The organism is Streptomyces sp. HB132 (assembly GCF_016909575.1).
Taxonomy (GTDB): domain Bacteria; phylum Actinomycetota; class Actinomycetes; order Streptomycetales; family Streptomycetaceae; genus Streptomyces.
In genome coordinates this window covers 352607-375604 of sequence record NZ_JAFBGA010000008.1, presented here as the reverse complement: position 1 = coordinate 375604, position 22998 = coordinate 352607, and the positions used below count along the sequence as shown (strand labels likewise).

Genomic DNA, 22998 nt, shown 5'->3' with positions numbered 1-22998 from the left:
CTTCCGCGCGGTTCACAGGTGGGCGGCCAAGTAGTCGGGAGCGTCGGCAGGGACCTGGACGGGCGTGTTGGAGGACCTGGAGGACGACATGGCCTCCTGGAACAGGACGGGGACGTCGGCCCGCCGGACGCCGTAGGCCCCGAGCGTGTCGGGGAAGCCCGCGGCGGTGATCAGCGACCGCAGTGCCTGCCCCAACCGGTCAGGTGAGTCGACCCCGAGGAAACCGGCCATCCTCCGCAGTCGTGCGCGCACGAACGGAGCGCCTCGCGGGTCCTGGCACGCCGGCGGATCGGCCAGCGCGGACTCGCTCAGCGGGAACAGCCACGACAGGCTCAGCACACAGGCAAGCCCGTGGGGGACGCCGAAGCGGACCGTCAGCGGGTAGGCGAAAGCATGCCCCACGGTGGTGCGCGTGAGGTCGATGGCCTGCCCCGCCCTGGTCGACAGACTGCTCAGTACCTGCCGGTCGGATTCGCTGAAGCCGCCCTCGGCACGGCTCAGCACCTCGGCGATGCCCACGGCCGCGGTCGCGGCCAGCTCACGTGACCGCGGTGTCGACCGGATCGACCAGTACGACTCCAGCGCATGCGCGAGGGCATCGAACGCACAGCTCGCGCTCACCTCCCACGGGCAGGAGTGCGAGAGCACCGGGTCGACGAGGGCGACCGTCGCGCGCGCGGCCGCCAGGTCGAGCGATTGCTTGAGACCGTCGACGAAGACCGTCGCGAACTGGGTGACCTCGCTGCCGGTGCCCGCCGTCGTGGGGATGAGCACCAGCGGCGTGCGGGCCGCGGCCCGGCCGGGCGCGGGGGCGGCCAGCACGGACCGTGCCCGGGCGGGGTCGGCGGGCAGCAGCCGGACCATCTTGGCGACGTCCATGGCCGAACCGCCGCCGATCCCGACGATCAGCCCCGGCTGCTGCGCATCACGCACCGCACACCCCTCGAGCACGTCGTCGAGGTTCGGGTTCGGGCTGAACCCGGTGAACACACGCACGTCCGGCGCGTCGACGCGGCTGAGGAACGACGTGCGGCGCAGGGCTCCGGCGCTCGCGACGACGAGCACCCGGCGAGCACCGAACGCCCTCAGTTCACGTTCGAAGGCATCGGCGGAACCCGGCCCCGTGACCAGCCGGGTGGGCGGGGTGTCGCATTCCTTGTCGAGGGTCAGCAGGTCAACGGCCATACGAGCTCCGCTTGAGGGTGAGTGATTCGCTGAACGTGCAACGCAGCTCGAAGGGAGAGTGTCCGGACGTCACCCGGGGCGGGGTCTGGCCCGGACCGTCCAGGCCGATGCGCGCCACCACCAGGTGGGGGCCGGCGGTGTCCGCGATGTCCCGCATCGCGACGTCGAGCCCGTCGGCCGTGTTCACGGTGCGCGCCGTGCGGTAACCCACGGAGCGGCCGAAGGCGTCCCAGTCCACCGTCGCCATGGTTCTCTGGGCGCCGGTGGACTCGTACGCCCCGTTGTCGAGGACGACGTGCGTCAGATTGGGCGGTGCGGCCGCGCCCGCCACGGCGGAGGAGCCCAGGTGCATGAGGGCCGCCCCGTCCCCGTCGACGACGACGGTACGCAGCTTCGGGTCGGCCAGGGCGCTGCCGACGCCGAGGCTCAGCGCGTGCCCCATCGAACCCTGCATGTAGAAGTTGTCCGGCCGGTGCGCGACCGCGTACAACTCGCGGCTGATGAACCCGGTCGTCGCGTACACGGCCGCGTCACCGAGGTGCGGGGCGAGCGTCGCGAGCGCCTGCCTGCGGCCGAACGAGGCGGCGGTCGGGGGCACCGTGCCGTCGTCCACCCCCACGGTGTTCTTGGGCACGAGGACGAAGGCCGGACGCCCCTCGGCACGGCTGTGCTCCACCTGGTCGAGGACGTCCACGAGACCGTCGGGGCTGGGCGGGAGCGTCCACCGGTCGATGCCGAGGGCATCGAGCAGGCCGTGCTGGGACGCCCCCATCACGGCGTGCTGCGGCTCGTCGGCCGCCGGATCGGGCCACCCGCGCAGGCTCATGAAGACCAGCGCGGGCACGCGGAAGGTCATGACGAGGGAGGTGAGCGGGTTGAGCAGATTACCGAACCCGGAGTTCTGCAACATGACGGCCGACCGCGTGCCCGCCAGCTCGGCGCCGGTGGCCATGGCGAGCGCGGCCCCCTCGTTGGCGGCGGCCACGTAACGGCCGCGGCCGCCCTGCCCCAGCAGGCTGATGGGCCCCTGGAAGAAGGAGCACGGCACACCCGTGTAGAACTCCACGGACCGGCGCGCCAGTTCGTCGCAGAAGAAGGTCGGTTCGATCATGATTCGAGCGCGTTCCACGTGTCGACGTCCGTGAGCCGGAAGATCTCCTTCACCGGGGCGATGACGTCCTCGCTCGACGCCGAGTCCCCCGTCAGCCGGATCTCCAGCAGTACGTCCCGGACCGCCTGGACCGCGGCCCGCAGCCCCTGGTTGGCGTAGATGACCAGCGACGCACCGGCCCGCGAAGCCTCCTCCGTCTTCCACCGGAAATACGTCGTGGGCACCACGACCACCGGTGTCCGCCGCTGCCAGTGCTCCAGGAACTCCTTTATCTCGTGCGGCTCCTGGGACTTGGAGTGGATCAGGATCGCGTCGGCACCCGCGTCCGCGTACAGGTGGGCGCGGGTCAGCGCGTCCTCCATGCCCGTACCGGCGATGAGGGCCTCGACCCGCGCCACGATCACGAACTCCGGGTCGCGCTGTGCCTCCTTGGCGACACGGATGCGGGCGGCGAACTCCGCCGGGTCCTCGAGCGTCTGGCCGACTGCCAGGAAGCTGTTCTTCTTGGGGAAGACCTTGTCCTCCAGGCAGATACCGGCGACACCGGCAGCCTCGTACCGCTGCACCGTGTACGCGATGTTCAGCCGGTTGCCGAACCCGGTGTCGCAGTCGGCCAGCACGGGCAGTGACGTCGACTGCACCATCCAGGCGGCTGCCTGGAGGTAGTCGGTCATCGTCAGCAGGCTCATGTCGGGCAGCGCCCGGCTGGCCGAGGTCTCGAAGCTCGACGCCCAGACGACGTCGTACCCGGCCTCCTCCACCAGCCGGGCGGTCAGCCCGTCGTGCGCGCCGGCGGCCCTCGCCGCCTGCGGCGCTGCCAGGAGTTCCCTCAGGCGTGCGGATGTTGTGGTCATTCCAGTCCTCCGATGGACTCCAGGGGCGGCATATCCAGGGACGCGGCGATGTCGCCGAGGTCCGCCACGACGGCGGGGCGCAGCGGAATGCCGTGGGCCCGCCGCTCGTCGGCCCGCTCGTATTCCTTCTCGCCCGGGATGAAGATGCGGTCCTGGCCCTCTGCCTTCTTCGCGTCGCGCAGTTCGTCGAACATGGCTGCGGTCTCGGCGCGGAAGGAGTCGAGGTCGATGAAGGCCGCGGCCCGGGCGCAGATCACCATGTGGCCGAGACCCGCCCCGTCGGGCCCGTACACGTGCCGGCCCCAACTGGCCCCGGCCAGGGGGCCGCACAGGAGGTCGGCGAGGAGACCCAGGCCGTAGCCCTTGTGCCCGCCGTGGTCCTCCCCGGCGCCGCCCAGCGGCAGCAGGGCGTATCCCTCCCGTGCCTTGAGCCCCTTGACCAGGCTGGGGATGTCCGTCTCGGTACGGCCCTGGGGGTCGACGGCCCACCCCGGCAGCATCGGCCGCTCCTCGCGCTCCAGACGTTCCAGCTTTCCCCGCGGGACCGCGCTGGTCGCCGCGTCGTACAGGTACGGCCGGGTCGGGTGCGTGGGCAGCGCGAAGGCGAGCGGATTCGTCCCGAACATGGGCTCCGCGCCGTGCGTCGGCGCGACCTGCGGGGAGGCGTTGGTCGTGACGATGGTGAGCATGCCCTGCCGGGCCCCCTGCGCCGCGTAGTGGCCCGCGATGCCGAAGTGGTTGGAGCGCCGGACCGTGACCATCGCTATGGCGGTGTCCTGTGCCTTGCGCACCGCGAGGTCGAGGGCGTGCAGCATCGCGGGCTGTCCCAGCCCGTTGCCCGCGTCGACGACCGCTCCGGCCGGGAAGTCGGACACCACTGTGGGTGTCGCGTCCGCCGCGATGGTGCCCTTGCGGATGCCCTCGACGTACCGGCGCAGCCGGGCCACGCCGTGACTGTCGACCCCGTTCAGGTCGGCGGCGACCAGCACGCGCGCGACCTGGTCGGCGTCCTCGGGGCGGGCCCCGGCACGGCACATCGCCTCACGGACGAAATCGTGCAGACTCTCGTGGCTTGTCCTCATCAATTCACCTCACGGCTTCGCGTCTGGTGCGGGATCGCGGCTCGGCCGGCGTCTGCGAGCGCGAGTGCGGTGGTTTCGGGCCGGTCCGGCGCGCATTCAGGGGGCAGCACCAGGCAGCGCGTGCCGGCCGGGAGTTCTTCGGGGGCGAGCAGGGTGCTGCCGGTGACCACCACGCACGGGACGCCGTGCCGGGCCGCGAGCCGGGAGACGGCCAACGGCAGCTTGCCGTCCAGCGATCCGGCGTCGACCCGGCCCTCGGCCGTGATGACGAAGTCCGCATCCGCGATCAGTTCCGGTACGCCGGCCAGCTCGAGCAGCCGGTCGCTGCCGGACTCCGCGCGGGCCCCGAAGACGCTGAGCCCGGCCGGGGTACCGCCCCCGGCTCCGTACCACGGCAGGTCCAGCAGCTCCGGCCGGTCGGGGCGGACGGCTCGGGCCAAGCGGCCGAGCATCTCGCCGAACGCACCGACCTCCTGGGCGGCGATGCCCTTCTGCGGGCCGAAGCGCACCACGTTCTCCCGCAACGGGGTGTGCACATCGCTCAGCACCCGCAGCCGCGCGCCGCGCAGCAGCGGATCGGCGTGGCGGGTGTCGGCGCCGACGACGTGCCGCAGCGCATCGGGGTACGCGTCGAGCACACGGCCGTCGTCGGCGTGGAATTCCACCCCGAGCGCGCTGAGCGCCCCGGCCCCCATGTCGAGGGTGGCGCTGCCGCCCGCACCGACGATCACCGTACGGGCTCCGGCGTGCAGTGCATGGCGGATCAGCTGGCCCGTACCGCGGGTGGTGGCCCGCAGCGGGTCACGTCGTGCGTCGGGGACGTGGCGCAACCCGCTGGCCTCGGCCATCTCGATGAACGCGGTGCCGTCCGCGCCCAGTGCGTAGGTGGCACGAACCGTGCCACCCAGCGGTCCTGCGACGTCGACAGGGACCTCCCGGCTCACGGAGTGCCGCAGCCAGTGCCCGAGGCTGCCGTCGCCACCGTCGGCCGCGGGCAGGACGTCGAGCGTCGCGGACGGGTGGGCGGCACGCACGCCGCGCGCCAGTGCGTCGGCGACCGTGGCGGCCGTGAGGCTGCCACGCAGACAGTTGGGGACGATGAGAACGCGCACGGTCTCGCTCTTTCAGATTCGCCGGAAGGTGACGGGGGTGCTCAGGCCGGTCGGCGGATCCAGGTGCGGAACAGCAGACGGGACCGGTCGCCGTCGCCGTGGTCGGTGAACTCGGTGCGGCCGTGCAGAAGCCGCTTGTTGTTGAACACGGCCAGTTCACCGGGCTGTTGACGGTCCTGGCTGATCAGGGCCGGGTCTGCGAGCAACGCGTCGAGCGCGTCGAGGGCGGCGACCTGAGCCGCGGTGAGGTCGGGGACATCGGGGCGGGCGTGACCGACCTCGATGTACTGCCGGAGGTAGGTGACACCGAGCGGGTCTCCCGGCATGTCCCCGTCCGCGAACAGGACGGGCTTGAGTGTGGTGGGCGGCTCGCCCGGCGCCTCGTCCCCGCGGCGGTCGAAGTGGAAGGGCTGCCGCAGCACGTCCAGCACCTCGGGCCGGTCCTTCAGCTCGCGTACGACATCGCGTACGTGAACGAGCTGGAGCGCCCCGCCCAGAGCGGCCTGGTGCACGCACAGGAGCGTGAAGTAGTCCGGCACGGGGAGGGGCGCCTCGGCGCCGTCCGTGTGGAGGCTGCCCCCGAAGCGGGAGTCGGAGTAGCGGGTCGTGCGGCCCTCACCGATGCGTGTGCCCCGGTCCCGCACCTCGCGGAGCAGTTCGCCCGAGGCGTTCTGCGGCATGAGCTCACCGAACAGGCGGGATCCGGTCAGGAAGGCGCGGCGCAGGGCCTCCTCGTCGTCCGCGAGGCACTCGAAGCCACCGAGCACCAGGATGCCGGGACCGTCGCGCACATCGCGGACGACGGCCTCCGCCACCTCTTCGCGCAGCTCGTCGGAGAGGTGGTTCGGACCCCGGTCCTCGGGGCGGGCGAGCAGACGGACGGATTCTTCACTCAGCTCGATCTTCACGCGGTCGAACGGGCGCAACGGGGTCTTCCCTTCATCATCGGCCTCGAGGAGTCGGGCCGGTCGGGCCGGCCTGGCGAGGACTCACTCGGCGGCCAGGGTGGACAGCACCGTGTCGCGCACGGATTCATCGAGCATGTCGACGTTGGCGCGGAAGCATCGGGCACCGCCCACCAGGCTCGTGGCCTGTCCGCGCATGTGCTCGTAGGTGCGGGTGTAGCGGTCCAGGTCGTTGCCGCAGTGCGTGTACAGGTCGTCCTTGAGGCCGTACATCGTGACCGCGGAGGAGAACTGTTCCAGGAACGCGGTCGCGGCCGCATCCGAGACGGGTTCCAGGCCCTGCGGGCGCCGGGGGTCGAAGTCCGCGATCACGATGTTGCGGATCGTGGCCCGCTTCACCGTGCGGCCGTCGAAGAGCTCGTAGGGACTGGCGACGTAGTCACCGCTCTCGATGTGCGGCGTCAGGTTCCGCCGCTCGATGACGTCGCGGAAGCAGTCGTCGGAGCGGACCCGCATCGCGGAGTGCACGCCGTGGGCGACACCGTCCTTGACGAGGGTGTGGGTGTTCGCGAGGAAGCTCGCGCCGCCGGCGCACGCCTGTGCCAGGAAGACCGTCTTGCCGCCTCCCTGACGGCCCAGCAGCAGGGTTCCCGTGCCGTCCTCGTGGGCGAAACCGGCTGCCTTGAGGTGCACGAAACCGTGGTCGGCGGCGTGCATCGTGAGGATGTGCTTCACGAAGTACGGCCAGACGGTCTTCTCCAGGCGACGGCCGAACACGTGGAAGCGGTTGCCGCGCGTGATCAGGTAGGCGGGGTCCCCGAAGAAGTGCACGAGGTAGAACCCGGTTTTGAACCGCTTAGACCGGAAGGTCCGGTCGGCCTCGGCCGCGAGGAGGGACACGTCGTAGGCGTCCCGGTCCAGATCCACGCAGACGATCTCGTAGTCGGCCGCGGCGTCCGCCTCCGCGAAGTCGGCGAAGTACGAGAAGCCAGGGAAGTCCTCCATGTTGCTCATCAGACGGACCCGGACCGCGTTGAGGTCCAGTACGGCCGACGAGCGGACGGTGACGTCCCGGCCCGCGAACGCGTCGGCCGGCACGACCGATTCGGCGACCGTGACCGTGGGCGTGCCCATCAGGCCTCCTTGCGCAGGGCGATCCGGGTGCGCTTCAGGGCACCCGGCCACTCGCCCTCGGGGCGCGTCAGATGTCTCAGGTCGGCCAGTCCGGGGTCACCGCGCATGATGAAGCACTCGGCTCCCTGGCGGGCGCACGCGACGAGCGCGTCGAGCTTGCCCTGCATCGCGCCGGAGGCGTCCCACTCGCTCTCCTTCCACACGTACCGGTAGGCGTCTTCCGGGTGGTGCGCGTCGATGAGTTCCAGTACGTCGTCGCTGCCGGGGCCGCCGGTCAGCACCCCCGGGACGTCGGTGAGCGTGACGACGCGGGGAGCGGTGCCGAGCGCCCGGACCAGTACCTCCGGGGTCCGGTCGCTGGAGAACGCCTCCAGCGACCCGTCCGGACGCAGCAGGCAGTCACCGGACAGGACCGGCAGCACACCGGCGGCCAGCAGCGCCTTGAGGGGCTCCTCGGCGACCGCGACGCCGTGCGGGTGCGTGGGGTCGACCGTGCTGAACGCCCCGAGTTGCAGCGGCAGTGCGCGCACCCCCATGTCGGTCAGCGCGCTCACCCACCGCCAGCGGACGCCCGCGGTGGCCTGCACGAACGGCAGCGGCGCGAAGGGGTCATCCGGGTCGAGTCCGCGCAGCGCCCCGTGGCCGAACGCTCCTCCACCGGTGACCAGGACGATCCGGCCGGGGTAGGCACGGGCCAGGTCGGCGACGAGCGCGGCGTACGAGGCGAAGACCTTCTCGTCGAGGCTGCCGGGGCGGCTCTTGTCCGAGAAGAGGCTGCCGCCGATCTTCAGTACGAGGCTGCCGGGAGGCTGGGCGGTGCGCGTCAAGAGATGTTCCTTCCCCTTCGGGGCTTGCACGGGGGTCCGGTCGGCGGGGGTCATACCAGTTCCAGCGTGCCGAGCCGTCGGCTCAGCCGTTCGGAGCGGGTGAGCACCACCAGGGCGATGCCGAAGTACACGGCAGCCAGCACGAGTTCGGCGCCCGCCGACTGCACCGGCGAGTACGGGCGCCCGGCCACGGCGTCCTGTGCCATGGCGATGGCGTGTGCCATCGGGACCACCTGGGACAGGCCCTGCACCCAGCCGGGCAGCAGGGTGAGCGGGATCGCCGCACCGGTGGCGATGAGCAGGACCAGGTGCGCGGCGTTGGTGACGAAGTACATGTCGCGGAAGCGGAGTCCGAGGGCGCCGATGATCAGCCCCAGACCCGCGCAGGACGTCGACGCGCACACGGCCGCCACACCGATGGGCAACAGGATCGAGGGAGTGAGCGACAGGCCCAGGAAAGCCCAGCCGCCGAACACGCCGAGGACCGCGACCAGGACTCCGTTGAGCGAGGTGGGGATCAGCCGTCCCAGCATGATCCAGAAGCGGCCCGCGGGGGTGATCAGGAGATGGGCCAGCGTCCCGAAGGCCCGCTCGTTGGCGACCGCCTGCGATGCGCCGTAGATACCGGCCATCGCGGATGCCTGGATCGCCGTGCCCACGACGTAGAAGTCCGGGTCCTGGGCGCCGCTGTAGCGGCCGAGCAGGGAGAACGTCACGATCTGGAAGAAGGGTGACGCGATCATCATCACGAAGAACAACGGGGGCGACAGGAAGGTGATCAGGGCACGGTAGGAGAGGGCACCCCCCACCACTGTGACCCGCAGGCCGGCGACGAGCCTGCGCGCGGCGCTCATGCGGACGCTCCTCATATCAGGTTCAGGGTGGCGCGTCGGCGCACGGCGTCGTGCACCGTACGCAGGAAGAACAGGGCGAGCCCCAGGCAGGCCAGGCCGGTCACCGCGCACCACAGGATCTCCCGGCCCGGCGCTCCGGTCCCCGACATCGCGTGCCCGAGGGCCCGGCCCGCCCATGTCAACGACAGGCCCTCGCTGAGCGGCCGGCACCACTGCGGCAGGAAGGCCACGGGAACCATCAGGCCGGAGAGGACCCAGACGGGGTACTCGAGCAGGTTCGTCAGGACCAGTGAGTTGCGGTACAGGATGAACGCGTTGGCCATGAGGAAGCCGAGACATGCGTTGGCCAGTACGGCCACGACCAGGGCGGCGGCGAAGACGCCGGGCCGCGCGGGCACCATCGGGGTGTCGAACACGAGCCCGCCCAGGAGGAGCGTCACCGCCATGGAGATGACACCCATGAGGGCGGTGGCCAGGCTGATGGCCAGGATGTTGACGGCCAGCGGTGTCGGCGCGACCACCACGGGCTCCAGGGTGCCGAAGCGGCGTTCCCGGCTCAGCCCACCGCCGGAGCCGAAGAGAGTGGACGTCCACATCCCCATCAGACCGGCCTGCACGGCCACGCCGGCCAGGGCGTCCGCGTCCTGGCGGTGCCCGACCATGACGAACTGGATCAGGGCGAAGGCCAGCGGCTGGACGAACACCGCGATGACGTAGAACTTGTACTGGAGGAGCATGCGCAGCTGAAAGACTCCGCAGACCAGCAGAGTTCGCAGGTACAGAGTGCGGGCGCGTGTCCCGGTCCCTGTCACCGGGGGGCTCCGGCGGTGTCCGACGGCTGGGACACGAGTGCGACGTAGGCGTCCTCGAGGGTCGGCTCGCGGGTGTCGACCCGCGTGATGAACCCGGGGCCGAGGATGCGCAGGAGATCCGGGACCAGGGAGGCGGTGTCCTCGCACTGGACCTCGAGGACGTGCGAGGTGGGCGTGGACGTCACGGTGAGGTCGAGCACGCCGGGCCGGGCCCGTACCTCGTCGAGTGCGGCCGCGGGGACGTCACGGACCTCGACGGTCGCCACCGTGCGGTCGCCGACGCCCTTCTTGAGGGCGCCCGGGGTGTCGAGTGCGACGAGCCGCCCCTGCGCGATGACCGCGATGCGGTCGCACAACTCGTCGGCCTCGTACATGTAGTGCGTGGTGAGCAGGACGGTCGTGCCCTGGCCGGTCAGAGTCCCGATGGTGCTGCGCAGATCCCTGGACGCCTCGGGATCCAGCCCGATGGTCGGTTCGTCCAGGAAGAGCACGCTCGGTTCGTTCAGCAGGCCCCGGGCGATGTGCAGCCGCTGGCGCATGCCGCGCGAGAACCCTTCCACGCGGTCATCTGCCCGGTCGGCCAGGTCGACGGTCTCCAGGAGCTGGGCGAGGCGGAGGCGTTGGGCACGCCCGGTGATGCCGTGGAGTTCGGCGAAGTAGCGCAGGTTGTCGCGGGCGGAGAGCCGTTCGTACAGACCCTTGTCCCCGCCGGCCACGTAGCCGATCCGTCGGCGGATCTCCGTGGGGTGGCTGACGACGTCGTGGCCCAGGACGGTGGCCCGCCCGCTGGTCGGGAGCAGCAGAGTCGAGAGGATCTTGATCGTCGTGGACTTCCCGGCCCCGTTGGGACCCAGCAGTCCGAAGAGCTCACCCTCGCCGATGTCGAACGAAACGCCTTTCACAGCCTGACGGTCGGTTCTTCCGTTCCGCCGGAAACGAAATTTCGAGGCGCCGGTGGTATAGGTGCGTGTGAGGTCTTCCACCTCTACTGCGGCCACAATACCTCCATTCGAATCGCTCTCCTGCCTTCCGCCACGACCATCGTGAACAAAAGGCGGTGGTGCCCGGCCTGCAGAGAACTGCGGCCGGGCACACCGTTACTTGGTGCAGCTGCTTCAGCCGGCCTTCACGGTCTTGACCGTGGACGACTTGACGATGATCTTGAACATTTTCAGCACCCCCCTCCCATGTGCGACGGGTTACTCGGAAATCCCGTCGAATGCGCCTTGCGACACATCACGACGGAAACCTGTGCAGGCAGCCGCTAATGATGAATGAGGCCCTGGCCGTCGAACTGCTCGATGGCGTCGAGGATCTGCTGCGAAGTTTCCTCGTCGACGGGTGAGCCGACCGCTTTGGCGAACGCGTTCACCACGGCGTCGGGGCTCCTTCCGTCGAGCAGGAACCACAGCCGCAGGGCGTCTTCCGATACGTCGAAAGCCGAGTTCTGAATCGTCAGACCACATCCGTCCGCATAGCGGACCGGGACGTGGAAAGGGCTGCGCACCGGGCCGTGGCCGTCGATGCCGGAAAGCGTGACCTTTTCGGCCGGCTCGTGCTCCCAGAAATCCAGGAAGCAGGCACATCCGATCGCGTTGATCAGCCACAGGCGGGAGTGGACCGTCCGGACGATGCGGTCGGGGTCCATGTCCGGCGGCAGGCCGTTGTACTGGAGGTCCCAGTAGATACGGGTGAACTCCCTGAGCCTCGGCTCCCGGACGAGCTTGCGCAGGCGCAGCTTGTCGGAGACGTACACGTCACCGCATGCGGCCAGCAGGGCGTCGGCGGCCATGTCGAGCGCGATCCCCGAAGCGCAGACGGCGGTGGGTATATCCCCCACCTCGATCGCACCGAGGACGTCCTCGACGTAGGCGCCGAGCAGGGCCATCGAGCGGGCCATCAACACCTGTCGCAGCACCCCGGGGTCGAGGTTCTGCCTGATCTCCTGGACGAAGGCGTCCGGTTTCAGGACGGCGCCCAGACGCGTACGCACCGCGAGCTTCAGTGCGCTCTCGTCCATGTGCGTCTGTGAGCGCTCTTCCCCGATTGACGTGAAAGCCTTGAACTTCTCGCTCAGTTGCCGGATTTCGCCGATCGCGATCTGCTCGACATCCACTCGGATGCCGTCCCGCACGGGGTGGGACCTGCCTTTGGAAACCTCGTCGACGAACACGTACACATCGACGTCCGATGTCGAGGTCCCCAGCCCGACCGAAAGACTTCCCGCCATCACCGCACCATGGCAGGAATCCCACAATCCATGCTCGCGGACCGCCGATTCGGCGGCATCGAAATGCGTCTTGTCGAATCCGACCGGACCGACGTCCAGGCGGGCGATGGAGTTCACAGCATCGTCGTCGGCAACATTACTGGTGAACGAGACAGGCAAACCAGACATGACCCCCCCTTTCGCACCGCCTTCGGCGGGTGCCCACCGAGATTCCTTATCAGGATTCCGACCCCTCCGGCTGTCTCGGTGGTCACGATCTAAACACCAACCCCAGGCGTCGTCAACAGATCACTAACAGTTGTCTCGGTGCTTGGTCCTACGCCCCGTCACCAGCACCATATTGATCCGAAACGCTTTGATTTCAGGCTCGTTGACGGTGTGTGCGTGAGTTGGAGGGGGATGCACGGACCTGGTCCCCGGACGCACAGAGACCGCCCGGTTGTCCACCCCTTTGCAGGGAGGGAAGGCCGGTACCAATGGAGGCATCCGCTCCGTTGCAAGGCATCGCCCGGAGCGCGCGTGACCGACGGGTGGAACTGCGGAGGCCGACGGCCTGGGTGCGCCGTCGTCCCGTCCGGCCGGCGACCTGGAGCGCTTACGGCCCTGGCCGAGGTCACGGTCGGGCAGCCGCCGGGACGGGCGCACAAGGGGCCGGCGGCCGCTTCGCCGGCGAACGGGCCGCCGCAGTGACGAACTCGGCGCCGGAACGGGCGGGTTCGCCACCGGCGGGGGCGTCGGCATCGGCCCCACGTCATCGCCGTCCGATTCGGGGACCACACTCGCCCGCCCGCGTCCTCGATGAGTGAACCCGATGATTCCTGGTCGATAGTGTGCCCGTTGCAACGACCAGGAGGGCAGGAACAGCCATGCGAAACGTGACTGTGGTGACCGGGGCCGGCGGAGGGATCGGGGCGGCCGTCTCCGAGCGCCTGGCACAGGAAGGGCACCTCATCGGTGTCGCTTTCCGTGAATCGGGTGATGCCGCGCAAGCGGTTCTGGAACGCGTGCGGCAAGCGGGTTCCGACGGGTTCGCGGTGCGCGCGGACATCACGTCCGAGGACGATGTGGAGCGGCTCTTCGATGAGGTCGCCGCTGAACTGGGATCCGTGACCGGTCTCGTCAACAATGCAGGGATCACCGGCAAGTTGAGCCCATTCGAGTCCACCTCCGTCGACGCGTTCCGCGAGGTGCTGGACACCAACGTCCTCGGCACCCTGCTGTGCTGCCGAAAGGCGGCCCGGGTGATGACCATGACCGGCGGCGGATCCATCGTCAACGTGTCGTCCGCCGCGGCGACCCTGGGCTCGGCCGGCGAGTACGTGCACTACGCGGCCAGCAAGGCGGCCGTGGACGCCCTCACGATCGGCCTGTCCAAGGAACTCGCCACGAACGGCATCCGGGTCAACTCGGTGCAGCCCGGCACGGTGACGACCGGCATCCACGCCGCCATGGGCGACCCCGACCGCCCTCGACGCACCGCGGTCCGCGTCCCGATGAAGCGCCCGGGCCGGCCCGACGAGATCGCGGAGGCCATCGCCTGGCTCCTCTCCGACAAGGCCTCCTTCACCACGGGGGCCGTGCTCCGGGTGGCCGGCGGAATCTAGCGCCGCGTACCGCAGGCTCTCCCCGTCGTGGGACGGACCGGGCGCGTCCCGACGGGCGCGCCCGGTCGTCTGCCCGGCCGGACCCGAGTAACGCCGCACCCCGCGGCGCCGGTTCGGCCGGGAAAGTCGTGTCACCACTCTTGACCCGCGATCCCGACGCGCGCACAGTACTCGTCAATGCGCATCAGTAATACGCATTAGCACCTGGAGGGGCAGCGGTGGAGGAACCCACGAATCGGGTCAGGCGGGGCCGGGCACCCGCACCGGCCGGTCGCACCGGGCGTCCGCGTCAGGCAGAGGTCGCCCGGCTCGCGGGGGTCTCGCAGGCGACGGTCTCCCTGGTGCTGGCCGGGAAGAAGCAGGGCCCCGTCATCTCTCAGGAGACCCGGCAGAACGTGCTCGACGCGGCCCGCAGCCTCGGTTACGTACCGGACCCCGCGGCGCGGCGGCTGGCCGCCGCCCGCAACGACCTCCTCGGGGTCTTCAGCTTCACGGCGACCTTCCCCACCGACGTGCAGCACTCGTACTACCCCTTCCTGGTCGGCGTGGAGCGGGAGGCCGCCGCGCGCGGATACGACCTGGTGCTCTTCACCGGGTCCAGCACCGGCGGCGCGGGAGCCGACGGCCCCCACGCGCTGAACCGTGCGCGGCTCGCCGACGGCTGTCTCCTGCTCGGACGCCATGCGCCGGTGGACGAGCTGCGCAGGCTCGTGGACGACGGCTTCCCCGTGGTGCACCTGGGCCGCAGGGACGAACCGGAGGGCCTCGCCTGGGTCGGTGCCGACTACGTCAGCGCCAGCCGTGAGGTCGTCCGGCAACTCGCCTCGTTCGGGCACCGCCGCATCGTCCTGGTGCGCGAGGACGACGAGGCTCCCGCCTCCACCGACCGTGAACAGGGCTTCCTGGAGGGGCTGCGGGCGGCGGGGCTGCCCGCGGGGGCCGAGGCGGTGCTCCGCAGCGCGGACCCCGCACGTGCGCTCACCCCGGAGCGTCTGCGGAGGTGGGTGGCCGACGGCGTCACCGCGTTCGTGGCCGAGGAGACCGACAGCGGCGCCGCCTGGCGGGCGTTGAGCACGGCTGCCCACGAGGCCGGCCTGGACTGCCCCCGCGACGTGTCGCTGGCGGTCCTCGGCAGTCCGCCGCCCGACCTCTCCCCCGCTCCGGCACCCACGGGATTCGACATCCCCCGGGCGCAACTGGGCGCGGAGGCCGTCCGACTGCTCGCCGCACTCGTCGCCGGGGAGGACGTCCCCGAACGGCCGGTGACCCTGGTGGCCTGCTCCTACCGGCCCGGCGCCACGGCGGGGCCACCGCCCGGCGGGCTTCCGGCCCCCGACTGACCTCCCGGGCCGTGCGCACCGCACCACCGGGCCGCGTGGTCCCGCGGCGACCACGCTCCCGGCCCACCGGGCCGTCCACAGCACCACCGCACAGCACGTCCCCGTACCGCACAAGGAGAATCGTGATCCCCGAACCGGACATCCTCATCGTCGGCGCCGGCCTGGGCGGCGTGGCCGCCGCGCTGGCCGCCTGCCGGGCCGGCCGGACCGTCGTCCTCACCGAGGAGACCGACTGGATCGGTGGACAGCTCACCGCACAGGCCGTTCCGCCGGACGAGCACCCCTGGGTGGAGCAGTTCGGCACGACGGCCACCTACCGCGCGCTGCGCGAGGGCATCCGCGACTACTACCGCCGGTGGTACCCGATGCGTTCGGAGGCGCTCGCGCTGACGGGTCTCAACCCGGGGGCCGGCCGGGTCAGCAAGCTCTGCCACGAGCCGCGTGTCGCTCTCGCCGTCCTGGAGGGCATGATCGCTCCCCACCGGGCGTCGGGCCGGCTGACGCTGCTGACCGAGCACCGGGCGGTATCCGTCGAGCCGGACAACGATGTCATCGGCCCGGTCACGCTGGAGAGCCTGCGCGACGGCACCCGGACGACGATCCGGGCGCAGTACGTCATCGACGCCACGGAGACCGGTGAACTCCTCGAACTCGGCGGCGTGGAACACGCGATCGGCGCCGAGTCGCACGCCGAGTTCGGGGAGCCGCACGCCCCCGAGGAGGCGCAGCCCCTCAACCAGCAGGGCATCACCGTCTGCTTCGCGCTCTCCCACCACGAGGGCGAGAACCATGTCATCGAGCGGCCCGCCGACTACGGCTTCTGGCGCTCCTACCGGCCGGACTTCTGGCCGGGCCCGCTCCTCGGTTTCCTCGCCCCGGACCCGCGTTCGCTCGAAGCCGTGCCGCGTACGTTCGTGCCGAACCCGGAGATCGACCCGCTCGCCGTCAACGCCGACCAGAGCGCCGACGCGGGTGACAAGGAACTGTGGGGCTTCCGCCGCATCCTCGCCCGCGGGCTGCACCGCCCCGGTGCCTTCGACTCCGACGTCACCCTGGTCAACTGGCCGCTCAACGACTACTGGTTGAAGCCGCTTGTCGGCGGCGGCCCGGAGACCTCGGCACAGGCACTGTCGGAGGCGCGGCAGCTGTCGCTCTCGGTCCTCCACTGGCTCCAGACCGAAGCGCCTCGCGAGGACGGCGGGGCCGGCTTCCCCGGTCTGCGGCTGCGCCCCGACATCACGGGCACGGCCGACGGCCTCGCCAAGGCGCCGTACGTCCGGGAGTCGCGGCGGATCAAGGCCGTCACCACCGTCACCGAGCAGGACGTGGCGATCGACGTCGTCGGCCCCTACGGACGGACCGCGTACCGGGACTCCGTGGGGGTCGGCAACTACCGCATCGACCTGCACCCCTCGACGGGTGGCGACAACTACATCGACATCGGCTCGGTGCCGTTCGAGATCCCTCTCGGCGCGCTCGTGCCGCGCCGGGTCCGCAATCTCCTCCCCGCGGGCAAGAACATCGGCACGACGCACATCACCAACGGCTGCTACCGGCTCCACCCGGTGGAATGGAACATCGGCGAGGTCGCCGGAGCGCTGGCCGCGCACTGCGTCTCCGAGAAGGTCGAACCCCACCAGGTCCAGGCCGAGGACAAGCGGTTCGAGGAGTTCGCCCTGCTGCTCGACCGGGACGGGGTGCAGCGCCACTGGCCTGACGTACGCGGCTACTGAGAGCGGTTCGGGAACGGGCGGGCCGCCCGTGACGAGCCGTGCACGACGCCCCACACGCCCCACCACGCTCCATCTCGCGGAGATGCCGGGCGGGACAGCTGCAACTGCCCCACCCGGCCCGCCCGCGCACCGCCGATCCGCACAAGGAGGTGCCCAACCATGACCACTCACCGCATACGCGTCGGCATCGACGTGGGCGGAACCTTCACCGACGCCGTGGCGGTCGACGCCACGACCCTGGAACTCCTGGGACAGGTGAAGGTCCCCACCAGCCACCATCACGAAGACGGTGTGGCCCACGGCATCGTGGAAGCACTCGACCGTCTGCTGGCAGAGACCGGCCGCGCGCCCGAGGACGTCGCTTTCCTCGCGCACGGCACGACCCAGGCTACCAACGCCCTGCTGGAGGGCGATGTCGCCACCGTCGGGCTGATCGGGATCGGCGGCGGCCCGGCCGCCGTCCTCACCCGCCGGCTCGCCGCGCTCGGCAAGCTCGAACTCACCCCGAGCAAGACGCTTCCCCTCGTCTACGCCCATGTCGTCGACCCGGATGACAGGGTGTCCGTCCGGCGCGCCGCCGACACCCTGGCCAGGGACGGCGCCGAGGTGATCGTCGCCACCGAGCCGTTCGGGGTCGACCGGCCGGAGGGCGAACAGGCCGTCGTCGAGGCCGCCCGCCACACCGGGCTGCCGTTGACCGCCGCGCACGAGATCACCTCCCTGTACGGGCTGCACAAGCGCACCCGTACCGCCGTGGTCAACGCGGCGATCCTGCCGCGCATGCTCGCCACCGCCGATCTCGTCGACGCCTCCATCACCAAGGCGGGCGTCAGCTCCCCGCTGATGGTGATGCGCTGCGACGGCGGGGTGATGTCGCTGGACGAGATGCGGCGCCGGCCCCTGCTGACGGTCCTGTCGGGCCCGGCGGCCGGTGTCGCGGGCGCGCTGATGCAGGAACGGATCAGCGAGGGGGTGTTCCTGGAGACCGGCGGCACGTCCACCGACATCAGCGTCGTGCGACGGGGCAAGGTGGCCGTCCGGCACGCCACGATCCTCGGCCGGAAGTCCTACCTCAACGCGCTGGACGTGCGCACGGTCGGTGTCGGCGGCGGTTCCATGGCGCGGATCGGCGGTGGCAAGGTCACCGGGGTCGGACCGCGCAGCGCCCATATCGCCGGCCTGCCCTACGCGTGTTTCGCCTCGGCGGAGGAGCTGCGGGACGCGACGCTCACCACGGTCCGGCCGATGGCGGGCGACCCGGACGACTACGCGGTCATCGACGCGGCGGGCGGACGCTTCGCGATCACCATGACGTGTGCGGCCAATGCCCTGGGCCGGGTGCCCGAGGGCGACTTCGCCCGCTGTGACCAGGAGGTCGCCGCGGCGGCCCTCGCGCCGCTCGCCGCGGCCCTCGGCGTGGACACCGCCACTGCCGCGACCCGGCTGCTCGACGCCGGGACGGCCCAGGTCAGGACGGTCGTCAACGCGATGATCCGGGACTACCGCCTGGACAAGGACACCGCCCTGCTCGTCGGTGGCGGTGGCGGCGCCGCGTCCGTCACCCCGCACCTCGCCGAGGTGAGCGGCCTGGAGGGGCGCATCGCCCGGCACAGCGAGGTGATCAGTCCCATCGGTGTCGCGCTCGCCCTGGTGCGGGAGCAGATCGAGCGGATCATCCCGGGCGCGGGGCAGGAACAGATACTCGCCGTACGGGCCGAGGCGGAGGCCGCCGTCCTCGCGCAGGGAGCCGCGGCCGACGGGGTCGAGGTCGAGGTCACCGTCGACCCGCAGACGAGCACCGTACGGGCCGTGGCCACCGGTGCCACCGAACTGCGCACCCGGGACCGGGCGCACCGGGCGGACGGGGCGGAGCGGTTGCGCACCGCGGCGGCCAGTCTCCGGACCGACCCGTCGCGGGTCACGGTCCTCGCCGGGACCTCCGCCCACACGGTGTACGGGACCGAGGTCCGGCGCCGCCTGCGCACCACCCGGCACCCGGTGCGGATCGTCGACGCCGACGGGGTGATCCGTCTGCACGTCTCCGACGCGCGGGTGGAGACCACCCGGGTCGCCGAGGCACCCGAGGTGCTGGCCCGGCTGGTGCGCGAGACCACGTCGTACGGCGACGGCGGGGTCCGGGCCCCGGCCGTGCGGCTGCTGCTGGGTTCCCGGATCGCGGACCTGTCGGGCGTGCTCGACCCGCAGCCGCTGCTCGCGCTCGCCCGCAGCGAGCTGAACTCCCGCGGCGCCGACGAGCCGGTCGTCGCCGTGCTGGAGGTACGGGCGTGAGCCGCGCCGGGAGCACGGACCCGAGGACGCCGCCCGCGGCGGCCCCGTGGGAGGCCGACGACGACCTCGGCCTCGCGGTGCGACTGCTGGCCTCGACCCCGACCCACGAGGGCCGCGATCCGGAACTGCTGCGCCACTGGGCGCGTACGGCCGAGGCGTTCGGAGCGGCGCTGGCACCCGTGCCGTGCCGGGCCAGGATCACCGAGCGCGCCGACGGACTGGAACGCGGCCTGCTGGCCCGCTACACCTCGCGGCCCGCACCGGCCGTGGAGCTCTACACCGACACGCTCGCGGCGGCCGAGGCGCTGATCGACGCGCGGGGCTGGCGTCACTGGTACCCGCGCGGTTCGGTGCGCGAGGCGGCACTCGCCCACGAGGCCGTGCACGAACAGCTCCACCACGGTCCGGCGAAGGCCGCGCTGAAGCACGCCCTGGGCCATGTGGTCCTGCGCGCCGGCCGGTTCCGGTTGCACGGGCACGTGGCGGGCGCGGAGGAGATCGCCGCCCACGCCTACGCCCGTACCGTCTGCGGGCTCGGCCGCAGTCCCCTGCACCTCACGGCCGCGCTCGCCGACGCCGTGACCCAGAGAGAGAAGTAGCGCCATGGGCGTTGTCATCCTGATCGTCATGGCGGCCGGTGTCGCCGCCATGCTCACCCGTAAACTCCCCACCGCCTTCGCCCTCGTGCTGCTGGGCGTCGTCATCGCGTTCGTCGCCGGGGCGCCGCCGGCCGGCGAGGAGAGCGTCCTGGACACGGTCCTCCAGGAGGGTGCTCCGATGCTCGCCTCCACGATGATCGCGGTGCTGCTCGGATCGTGGCTCGGCAAACTCCTCGACGAGACCGGCATCGCCGGCACCATCGTCCGGAAGATCGTGGAGTTCGGCGGCGACCGGCCGACGGTCGTGGCGCTCGGCGTCCTCGCGGTGTCCGCGCTGATCGGCACGGTGACGGGCTCGGCACCGGCCGCGATGCTCGCCGGCATCATCGGTATCCCGGCGATGGTGGCCGTGGGCATCCCGAAGGTGACGGCGGCGGGCACCATCCTGATGGGCATCGCCGTGGGCGTCCCGTTCGAACTGCCCATCTGGCAGTTCTTCTCCACGGCCCTGGACCTGCCGGTGGAGACCGTGCGCGGCTTCATGGTGAAGCTGTTCCCCCTGGCTCTGGTCGCTGCCGTCGCCTTCGTGCTGATCGAGTCCCGCCGTCGGGGCGTCGAGCACGCCTGGTCGCTGAGGACGGCAGGCGAGAGGCCGGGTTCGCGGCGTGCGCGGCTCGGCGACGCCCCCTGGTACGCCCTGGTCACCCCGGTCGTGCCGCTGGTCCTGGCCCTCGGTCTCGAGGTCGCCATCATCCCCTCCCTGCTGGCCGGCGTGCTCTACGCCCTGGTCACCACGACCCGGCCGCGCGAGATGAACAAGCGTCTGCTGCGCACCCTGTACGGCGGGTTCGAGGTGGCGGCGCCGCCCATCGCGCTGTTCGTCGCCATCGGCATCCTGCTCGCCGCGGTGAAACTGCCCGGCGCGATCGCCGCACTGGAACCGCTGGTGAAGGCCGTCAGCCCGCAGAACCCGGTGCTGTTCGTGCTCGTCTTCACCGCGCTGGTCCCGCTGTGCCTCTACCGCGGTCCCCTCAACGTGTACGGCCTCGGCGCGGGCATCGCCGGAGTCCTCATCGCGGCCGGCATCTACCCCGCCGTCGCCGTGCTCGGCCTCGCCGCCTCGTACAACCAGGTCTTCGGCGTGTCCGACCCGACCAGCACCCAGACCGTGTGGAGCGCCCAGTACGCGGGCGTCGGCCCGCAGCAGGTCATGGTGCGCACCCTTCCCTACGTGTGGGCGGTCGCCCTCGGCGGGTTCTGCGTCACCGCCGCCACACATCTCTGACATCCACCTTCCGGGACGGAGTACAGACATGAACGAGCCGCACGACACACCCCAGCACGGTCCCGACCACTCCGCTCACCTCTCGCGCCGCGTCTTCCTCCGCGGTGCGGCGGCCACCGGCACGGTCCTCGCGGTCGGCGCAGGCACGGCGGGGGCCGCCGCGGCAGCGCCCGGCGGCTTCCCCGACTACGCGTACGTCAGGACGCTGCTGAAGCCGTCGGACCTCGCGTACAACCCGACCGGCGAGATCATCTTCCCCTGTGTCCGGGGCACGGTGGGCCGGGTGAGCGGCGCACTCGGACGGTTCCACCTCTACTACGCGCCGCACGACGCGCCCGGCGGCATCTGCCTGGCGTACGGCGACTCGCTGGAGGGTCCGTTCACCGAGTACCCGGACAATCCCGTCGTCGCCAACGACTGGCAGCCGCACTACAAGGTCAGTCACGTCTCCTCGCCGCACGTCCTGTGGAACGAGGACGCCGAGGAGATGTGGCTGTACTTCCACGGCGAGAACACCACCACCCGTCTGGCCCGTTCCAAGGACGGCATCCACTTCACGTACGACAAGGTGGTGCTCTCCACCTCGATGATGCCCACCGGCACGACCGAGACGTCGTACGCCCGGGTGTTCCGTCATGACCTGCCCTCGCGCGGTGCGAGGTACGTGATGCTGTTCATGCTCAACAACACGACCAACCACCGTGACATCGCCTGGGGCTGGTCGGCCGACGGCCGCAGCTGGACCTTCGACCAGAAGCCGCTGGTCAAGCACTCGGACGTGGGCGCGGTGAACGTCGGCGGGCCGCACCTGCTCACCCGTGGCGGCAGCGCGTACGTCGTCTACAACACGGACAGGGGAAGCGGCGGCGACGTGCTGATCACCGAGGTCGGCAAGGACTTCTCCCGCCGCGACCACCTGGGCGTCTTCCACGACTCGATGAGCGGTGCCCCGGACAACGGGCGTACGGCGTCGCCGAGTTTCGGCACGGAGAACGGCGTGCCGTACATGATCTACGAAGCCGGTGAGCGGCTCCAGGGCGCGATCGCCCTGGCGCGGGCAAAGCAGTGAGTCCGCACGGCTGACACCAGGGCCCCCGTCCGGGCCCGGACGGGGGCGGCAGCGTTCCTGTGGCCGGATGTCCGGCGCCCCTCCCCGTGTCGCGGAGCCGGTCCGGTAACTTCTCAGGACATCGGGGGGACCAACTGGTTCACGTCACGGATCGACGTTCCGGATCGCACCACGGTGACCGCGCGTGTGCCCGCGTGCCGGACGTGGACGGACACGGATCGTCGCCATGAGACAGCTGGAGACAGAGTGATCGAGCACATACTGCCTGCCGGGGTGCGGTTCGCCGAGGCCTTCGACGACGATCTGGATCCCGGGCTGTTCCCCGAGGAGGAGGCGCTGGTGGCTCGTGCCGTCCAGAAGCGCCGTTCCGAGTTCGGCACGGTCCGGCGCTGCGCCCGCGCGGCGCTGGCCACGCTCGGGATCCCTTCCGCCCCTCTGCTGCCGGGCCGGCGTGGTGAGCCGCGCTGGCCCGTGGGCATCGTGGGAAGCATGACGCACTGCGTCGGTTACCGGGGCGCGGTCGTCGCACCGTCGGCGGAGTTCGTCTCCCTGGGGATCGACGCGGAACCCGACGAGCAACTGCCCCCGGACGTACTGTCCGTGGTGTCGCTCCCCGAGGAACGGGACCGCATTGACCGGCAGGCCCGGGCCGGCGAAGGCACCGCGGTCCATGCGGACAGGCTGCTGTTCAGCGCGAAGGAGGCCGTGTTCAAGGCGTGGTACCCGCTGACACGGCAGGAGCTGGACTTCACCGAGGCTTCGATCTCCTTCGCCTATGCCACGGCCCGCTCGGGCACCTTCGACGCCCGGCTGCTCGTGCCCGGCCCCGAGCTGGAGGGCCGCAGACTGGACGGCTTCACGGGACGCTGGGCGGCCGCCCGGGGGCTGGTGCTGACGGCGATCGCGGTGTCCACCGGGGACACGGCCTCCCGGGGCCCCGGGGACCCGGGAGGCCTTGCCGTTGTCTGACCGT

At 71.0% G+C, this 22998-nt stretch carries 20 protein-coding genes; 8 read left to right on the top strand and 12 right to left on the bottom strand.

Translation table 11 applies throughout. The annotated features are described in order from the left end of the window. Positions 1-12 precede the first annotated feature (12 nt). The 12 genes from JOC24_RS20265 to JOC24_RS20210 form a co-directional block, all read right to left on the bottom strand. A complete protein-coding gene (locus JOC24_RS20265) occupies positions 13-1185 on the bottom strand; it encodes a phosphonoacetaldehyde reductase (RefSeq protein ID WP_205021753.1) in 1173 nt (390 codons plus the stop codon). Continuing rightward, positions 1175-2296, bottom strand: a complete 1122-nt coding sequence (aepY, locus tag JOC24_RS20260; RefSeq protein ID WP_205021752.1) for a phosphonopyruvate decarboxylase — start codon at positions 2294-2296, stop codon at positions 1175-1177. The genes JOC24_RS20265 and aepY overlap by 11 nt, the downstream gene beginning before the upstream one ends. Continuing rightward, positions 2293-3150 (bottom strand): isocitrate lyase/phosphoenolpyruvate mutase family protein, encoded by an 858-nt coding sequence (locus JOC24_RS20255; protein WP_205021751.1) that lies wholly within the window; start codon positions 3148-3150, stop codon positions 2293-2295. Before JOC24_RS20255 ends, aepY begins: the two co-directional genes overlap by 4 nt. Further along, positions 3147-4232, bottom strand: coding sequence for an Ldh family oxidoreductase (locus JOC24_RS20250; RefSeq protein WP_205021750.1), 1086 nt, complete (start codon positions 4230-4232; stop codon positions 3147-3149). The genes JOC24_RS20255 and JOC24_RS20250 overlap by 4 nt, the downstream gene beginning before the upstream one ends. Beyond that, positions 4232-5344 carry a glycerate kinase gene (locus tag JOC24_RS20245; protein ID WP_205021749.1) on the bottom strand — a complete coding sequence of 371 codons (1113 nt, stop codon included), beginning with the start codon at positions 5342-5344 and terminating at the stop codon, positions 4232-4234. Before JOC24_RS20245 ends, JOC24_RS20250 begins: the two co-directional genes overlap by 1 nt. A gap of 41 nt (positions 5345-5385) precedes the next feature. Further along, positions 5386-6270: a TauD/TfdA family dioxygenase gene (locus JOC24_RS20240; RefSeq protein ID WP_205021748.1), complete on the bottom strand. Its 885-nt coding sequence runs from the start codon at positions 6268-6270 to the stop codon at positions 5386-5388. Between the two features lie 63 nt (positions 6271-6333). Continuing rightward, a complete protein-coding gene (locus tag JOC24_RS20235) occupies positions 6334-7383 on the bottom strand; it encodes a FomB family phosphonate monophosphate kinase (RefSeq protein ID WP_205021747.1) in 1050 nt (349 codons plus the stop codon). After that, positions 7383-8210 (bottom strand): amino acid kinase family protein, encoded by an 828-nt coding sequence (locus JOC24_RS20230; RefSeq protein WP_205021746.1) that lies wholly within the window; start codon positions 8208-8210, stop codon positions 7383-7385. Before JOC24_RS20230 ends, JOC24_RS20235 begins: the two co-directional genes overlap by 1 nt. 50 nt (positions 8211-8260) lie before the next feature. Beyond that, the gene (locus JOC24_RS20225; RefSeq protein ID WP_205021745.1) at positions 8261-9064 is read right to left on the bottom strand and encodes an ABC transporter permease; all 804 of its coding nucleotides are present in this window, start codon (positions 9062-9064) and stop codon (positions 8261-8263) included. A gap of 11 nt (positions 9065-9075) precedes the next feature. Next, positions 9076-9876 (bottom strand): ABC transporter permease, encoded by an 801-nt coding sequence (locus JOC24_RS20220; protein ID WP_205021744.1) that lies wholly within the window; start codon positions 9874-9876, stop codon positions 9076-9078. After that, complete coding sequence (locus JOC24_RS20215; RefSeq protein WP_307792736.1) at positions 9873-10778, bottom strand: ABC transporter ATP-binding protein; 906 nt, start codon at positions 10776-10778, stop codon at positions 9873-9875. The genes JOC24_RS20220 and JOC24_RS20215 overlap by 4 nt, the downstream gene beginning before the upstream one ends. Before the next feature lie 362 nt (positions 10779-11140). Further along, positions 11141-12265, bottom strand: coding sequence for a hypothetical protein (locus JOC24_RS20210; RefSeq protein ID WP_205021743.1), 1125 nt, complete (start codon positions 12263-12265; stop codon positions 11141-11143). A gap of 707 nt (positions 12266-12972) precedes the next feature. Between JOC24_RS20210 and JOC24_RS20205 the strand changes: the two genes are divergently transcribed. The 8 genes from JOC24_RS20205 to JOC24_RS20170 all read left to right on the top strand — a co-directional run bounded on the left by JOC24_RS20205 (position 12973) and on the right by JOC24_RS20170 (position 22994). Beyond that, positions 12973-13710 carry an SDR family oxidoreductase gene (locus JOC24_RS20205; RefSeq protein WP_205021742.1) on the top strand — a complete coding sequence of 246 codons (738 nt, stop codon included), beginning with the start codon at positions 12973-12975 and terminating at the stop codon, positions 13708-13710. Between the two features lie 218 nt (positions 13711-13928). Beyond that, entirely contained in the window at positions 13929-15050 is a 1122-nt protein-coding gene (locus JOC24_RS20200; protein WP_205021741.1) for a LacI family DNA-binding transcriptional regulator, read from the top strand. A gap of 122 nt (positions 15051-15172) precedes the next feature. Next, entirely contained in the window at positions 15173-16783 is a 1611-nt protein-coding gene (locus JOC24_RS20195) for an FAD-dependent oxidoreductase (protein ID WP_205021740.1), read from the top strand. A 159-nt stretch (positions 16784-16942) separates the two neighbouring features. Beyond that, a complete protein-coding gene (locus JOC24_RS20190) occupies positions 16943-19072 on the top strand; it encodes a hydantoinase/oxoprolinase family protein (RefSeq protein WP_205021739.1) in 2130 nt (709 codons plus the stop codon). Continuing rightward, positions 19069-19671, top strand: a complete 603-nt coding sequence (locus tag JOC24_RS20185) for a hypothetical protein (protein WP_205021738.1) — start codon at positions 19069-19071, stop codon at positions 19669-19671. The genes JOC24_RS20190 and JOC24_RS20185 overlap by 4 nt, the downstream gene beginning before the upstream one ends. A 4-nt stretch (positions 19672-19675) precedes the next feature. Then, positions 19676-20956: a TRAP transporter large permease subunit gene (locus JOC24_RS20180; protein WP_205021737.1), complete on the top strand. Its 1281-nt coding sequence runs from the start codon at positions 19676-19678 to the stop codon at positions 20954-20956. 28 nt (positions 20957-20984) lie between these two features. Further along, complete coding sequence (locus JOC24_RS20175) at positions 20985-22025, top strand: glycoside hydrolase family protein (RefSeq protein WP_205021736.1); 1041 nt, start codon at positions 20985-20987, stop codon at positions 22023-22025. A 246-nt stretch (positions 22026-22271) separates the two neighbouring features. Then, positions 22272-22994: a 4'-phosphopantetheinyl transferase family protein gene (locus JOC24_RS20170; RefSeq protein ID WP_205021735.1), complete on the top strand. Its 723-nt coding sequence runs from the start codon at positions 22272-22274 to the stop codon at positions 22992-22994. Positions 22995-22998: the final 4 nt, after the last annotated feature.

What these genes read in the sequence shown, in the direction of transcription:
- JOC24_RS20265 (WP_205021753.1), bottom strand. Translation starts at nt 1,185, where the DNA reads ATGGCCGTTGACCTGCTGACCCTCGACAAGGAATGCGACACCCCGCCC.
- JOC24_RS20180 (WP_205021737.1), top strand. Translation starts at nt 19,676, where the DNA reads ATGGGCGTTGTCATCCTGATCGTCATGGCGGCCGGTGTCGCCGCCATG.
- JOC24_RS20190 (WP_205021739.1), top strand. Translation starts at nt 16,943, where the DNA reads ATGACCACTCACCGCATACGCGTCGGCATCGACGTGGGCGGAACCTTC.
- JOC24_RS20205 (WP_205021742.1), top strand. Translation starts at nt 12,973, where the DNA reads ATGCGAAACGTGACTGTGGTGACCGGGGCCGGCGGAGGGATCGGGGCG.
- JOC24_RS20225 (WP_205021745.1), bottom strand. Translation starts at nt 9,064, where the DNA reads ATGAGCGCCGCGCGCAGGCTCGTCGCCGGCCTGCGGGTCACAGTGGTG.
- JOC24_RS20235 (WP_205021747.1), bottom strand. Translation starts at nt 7,383, where the DNA reads ATGGGCACGCCCACGGTCACGGTCGCCGAATCGGTCGTGCCGGCCGAC.
- JOC24_RS20175 (WP_205021736.1), top strand. Translation starts at nt 20,985, where the DNA reads ATGAACGAGCCGCACGACACACCCCAGCACGGTCCCGACCACTCCGCT.
- aepY (WP_205021752.1), bottom strand. Translation starts at nt 2,296, where the DNA reads ATGATCGAACCGACCTTCTTCTGCGACGAACTGGCGCGCCGGTCCGTG.
- JOC24_RS20255 (WP_205021751.1), bottom strand. Translation starts at nt 3,150, where the DNA reads ATGACCACAACATCCGCACGCCTGAGGGAACTCCTGGCAGCGCCGCAG.
- JOC24_RS20250 (WP_205021750.1), bottom strand. Translation starts at nt 4,232, where the DNA reads ATGAGGACAAGCCACGAGAGTCTGCACGATTTCGTCCGTGAGGCGATG.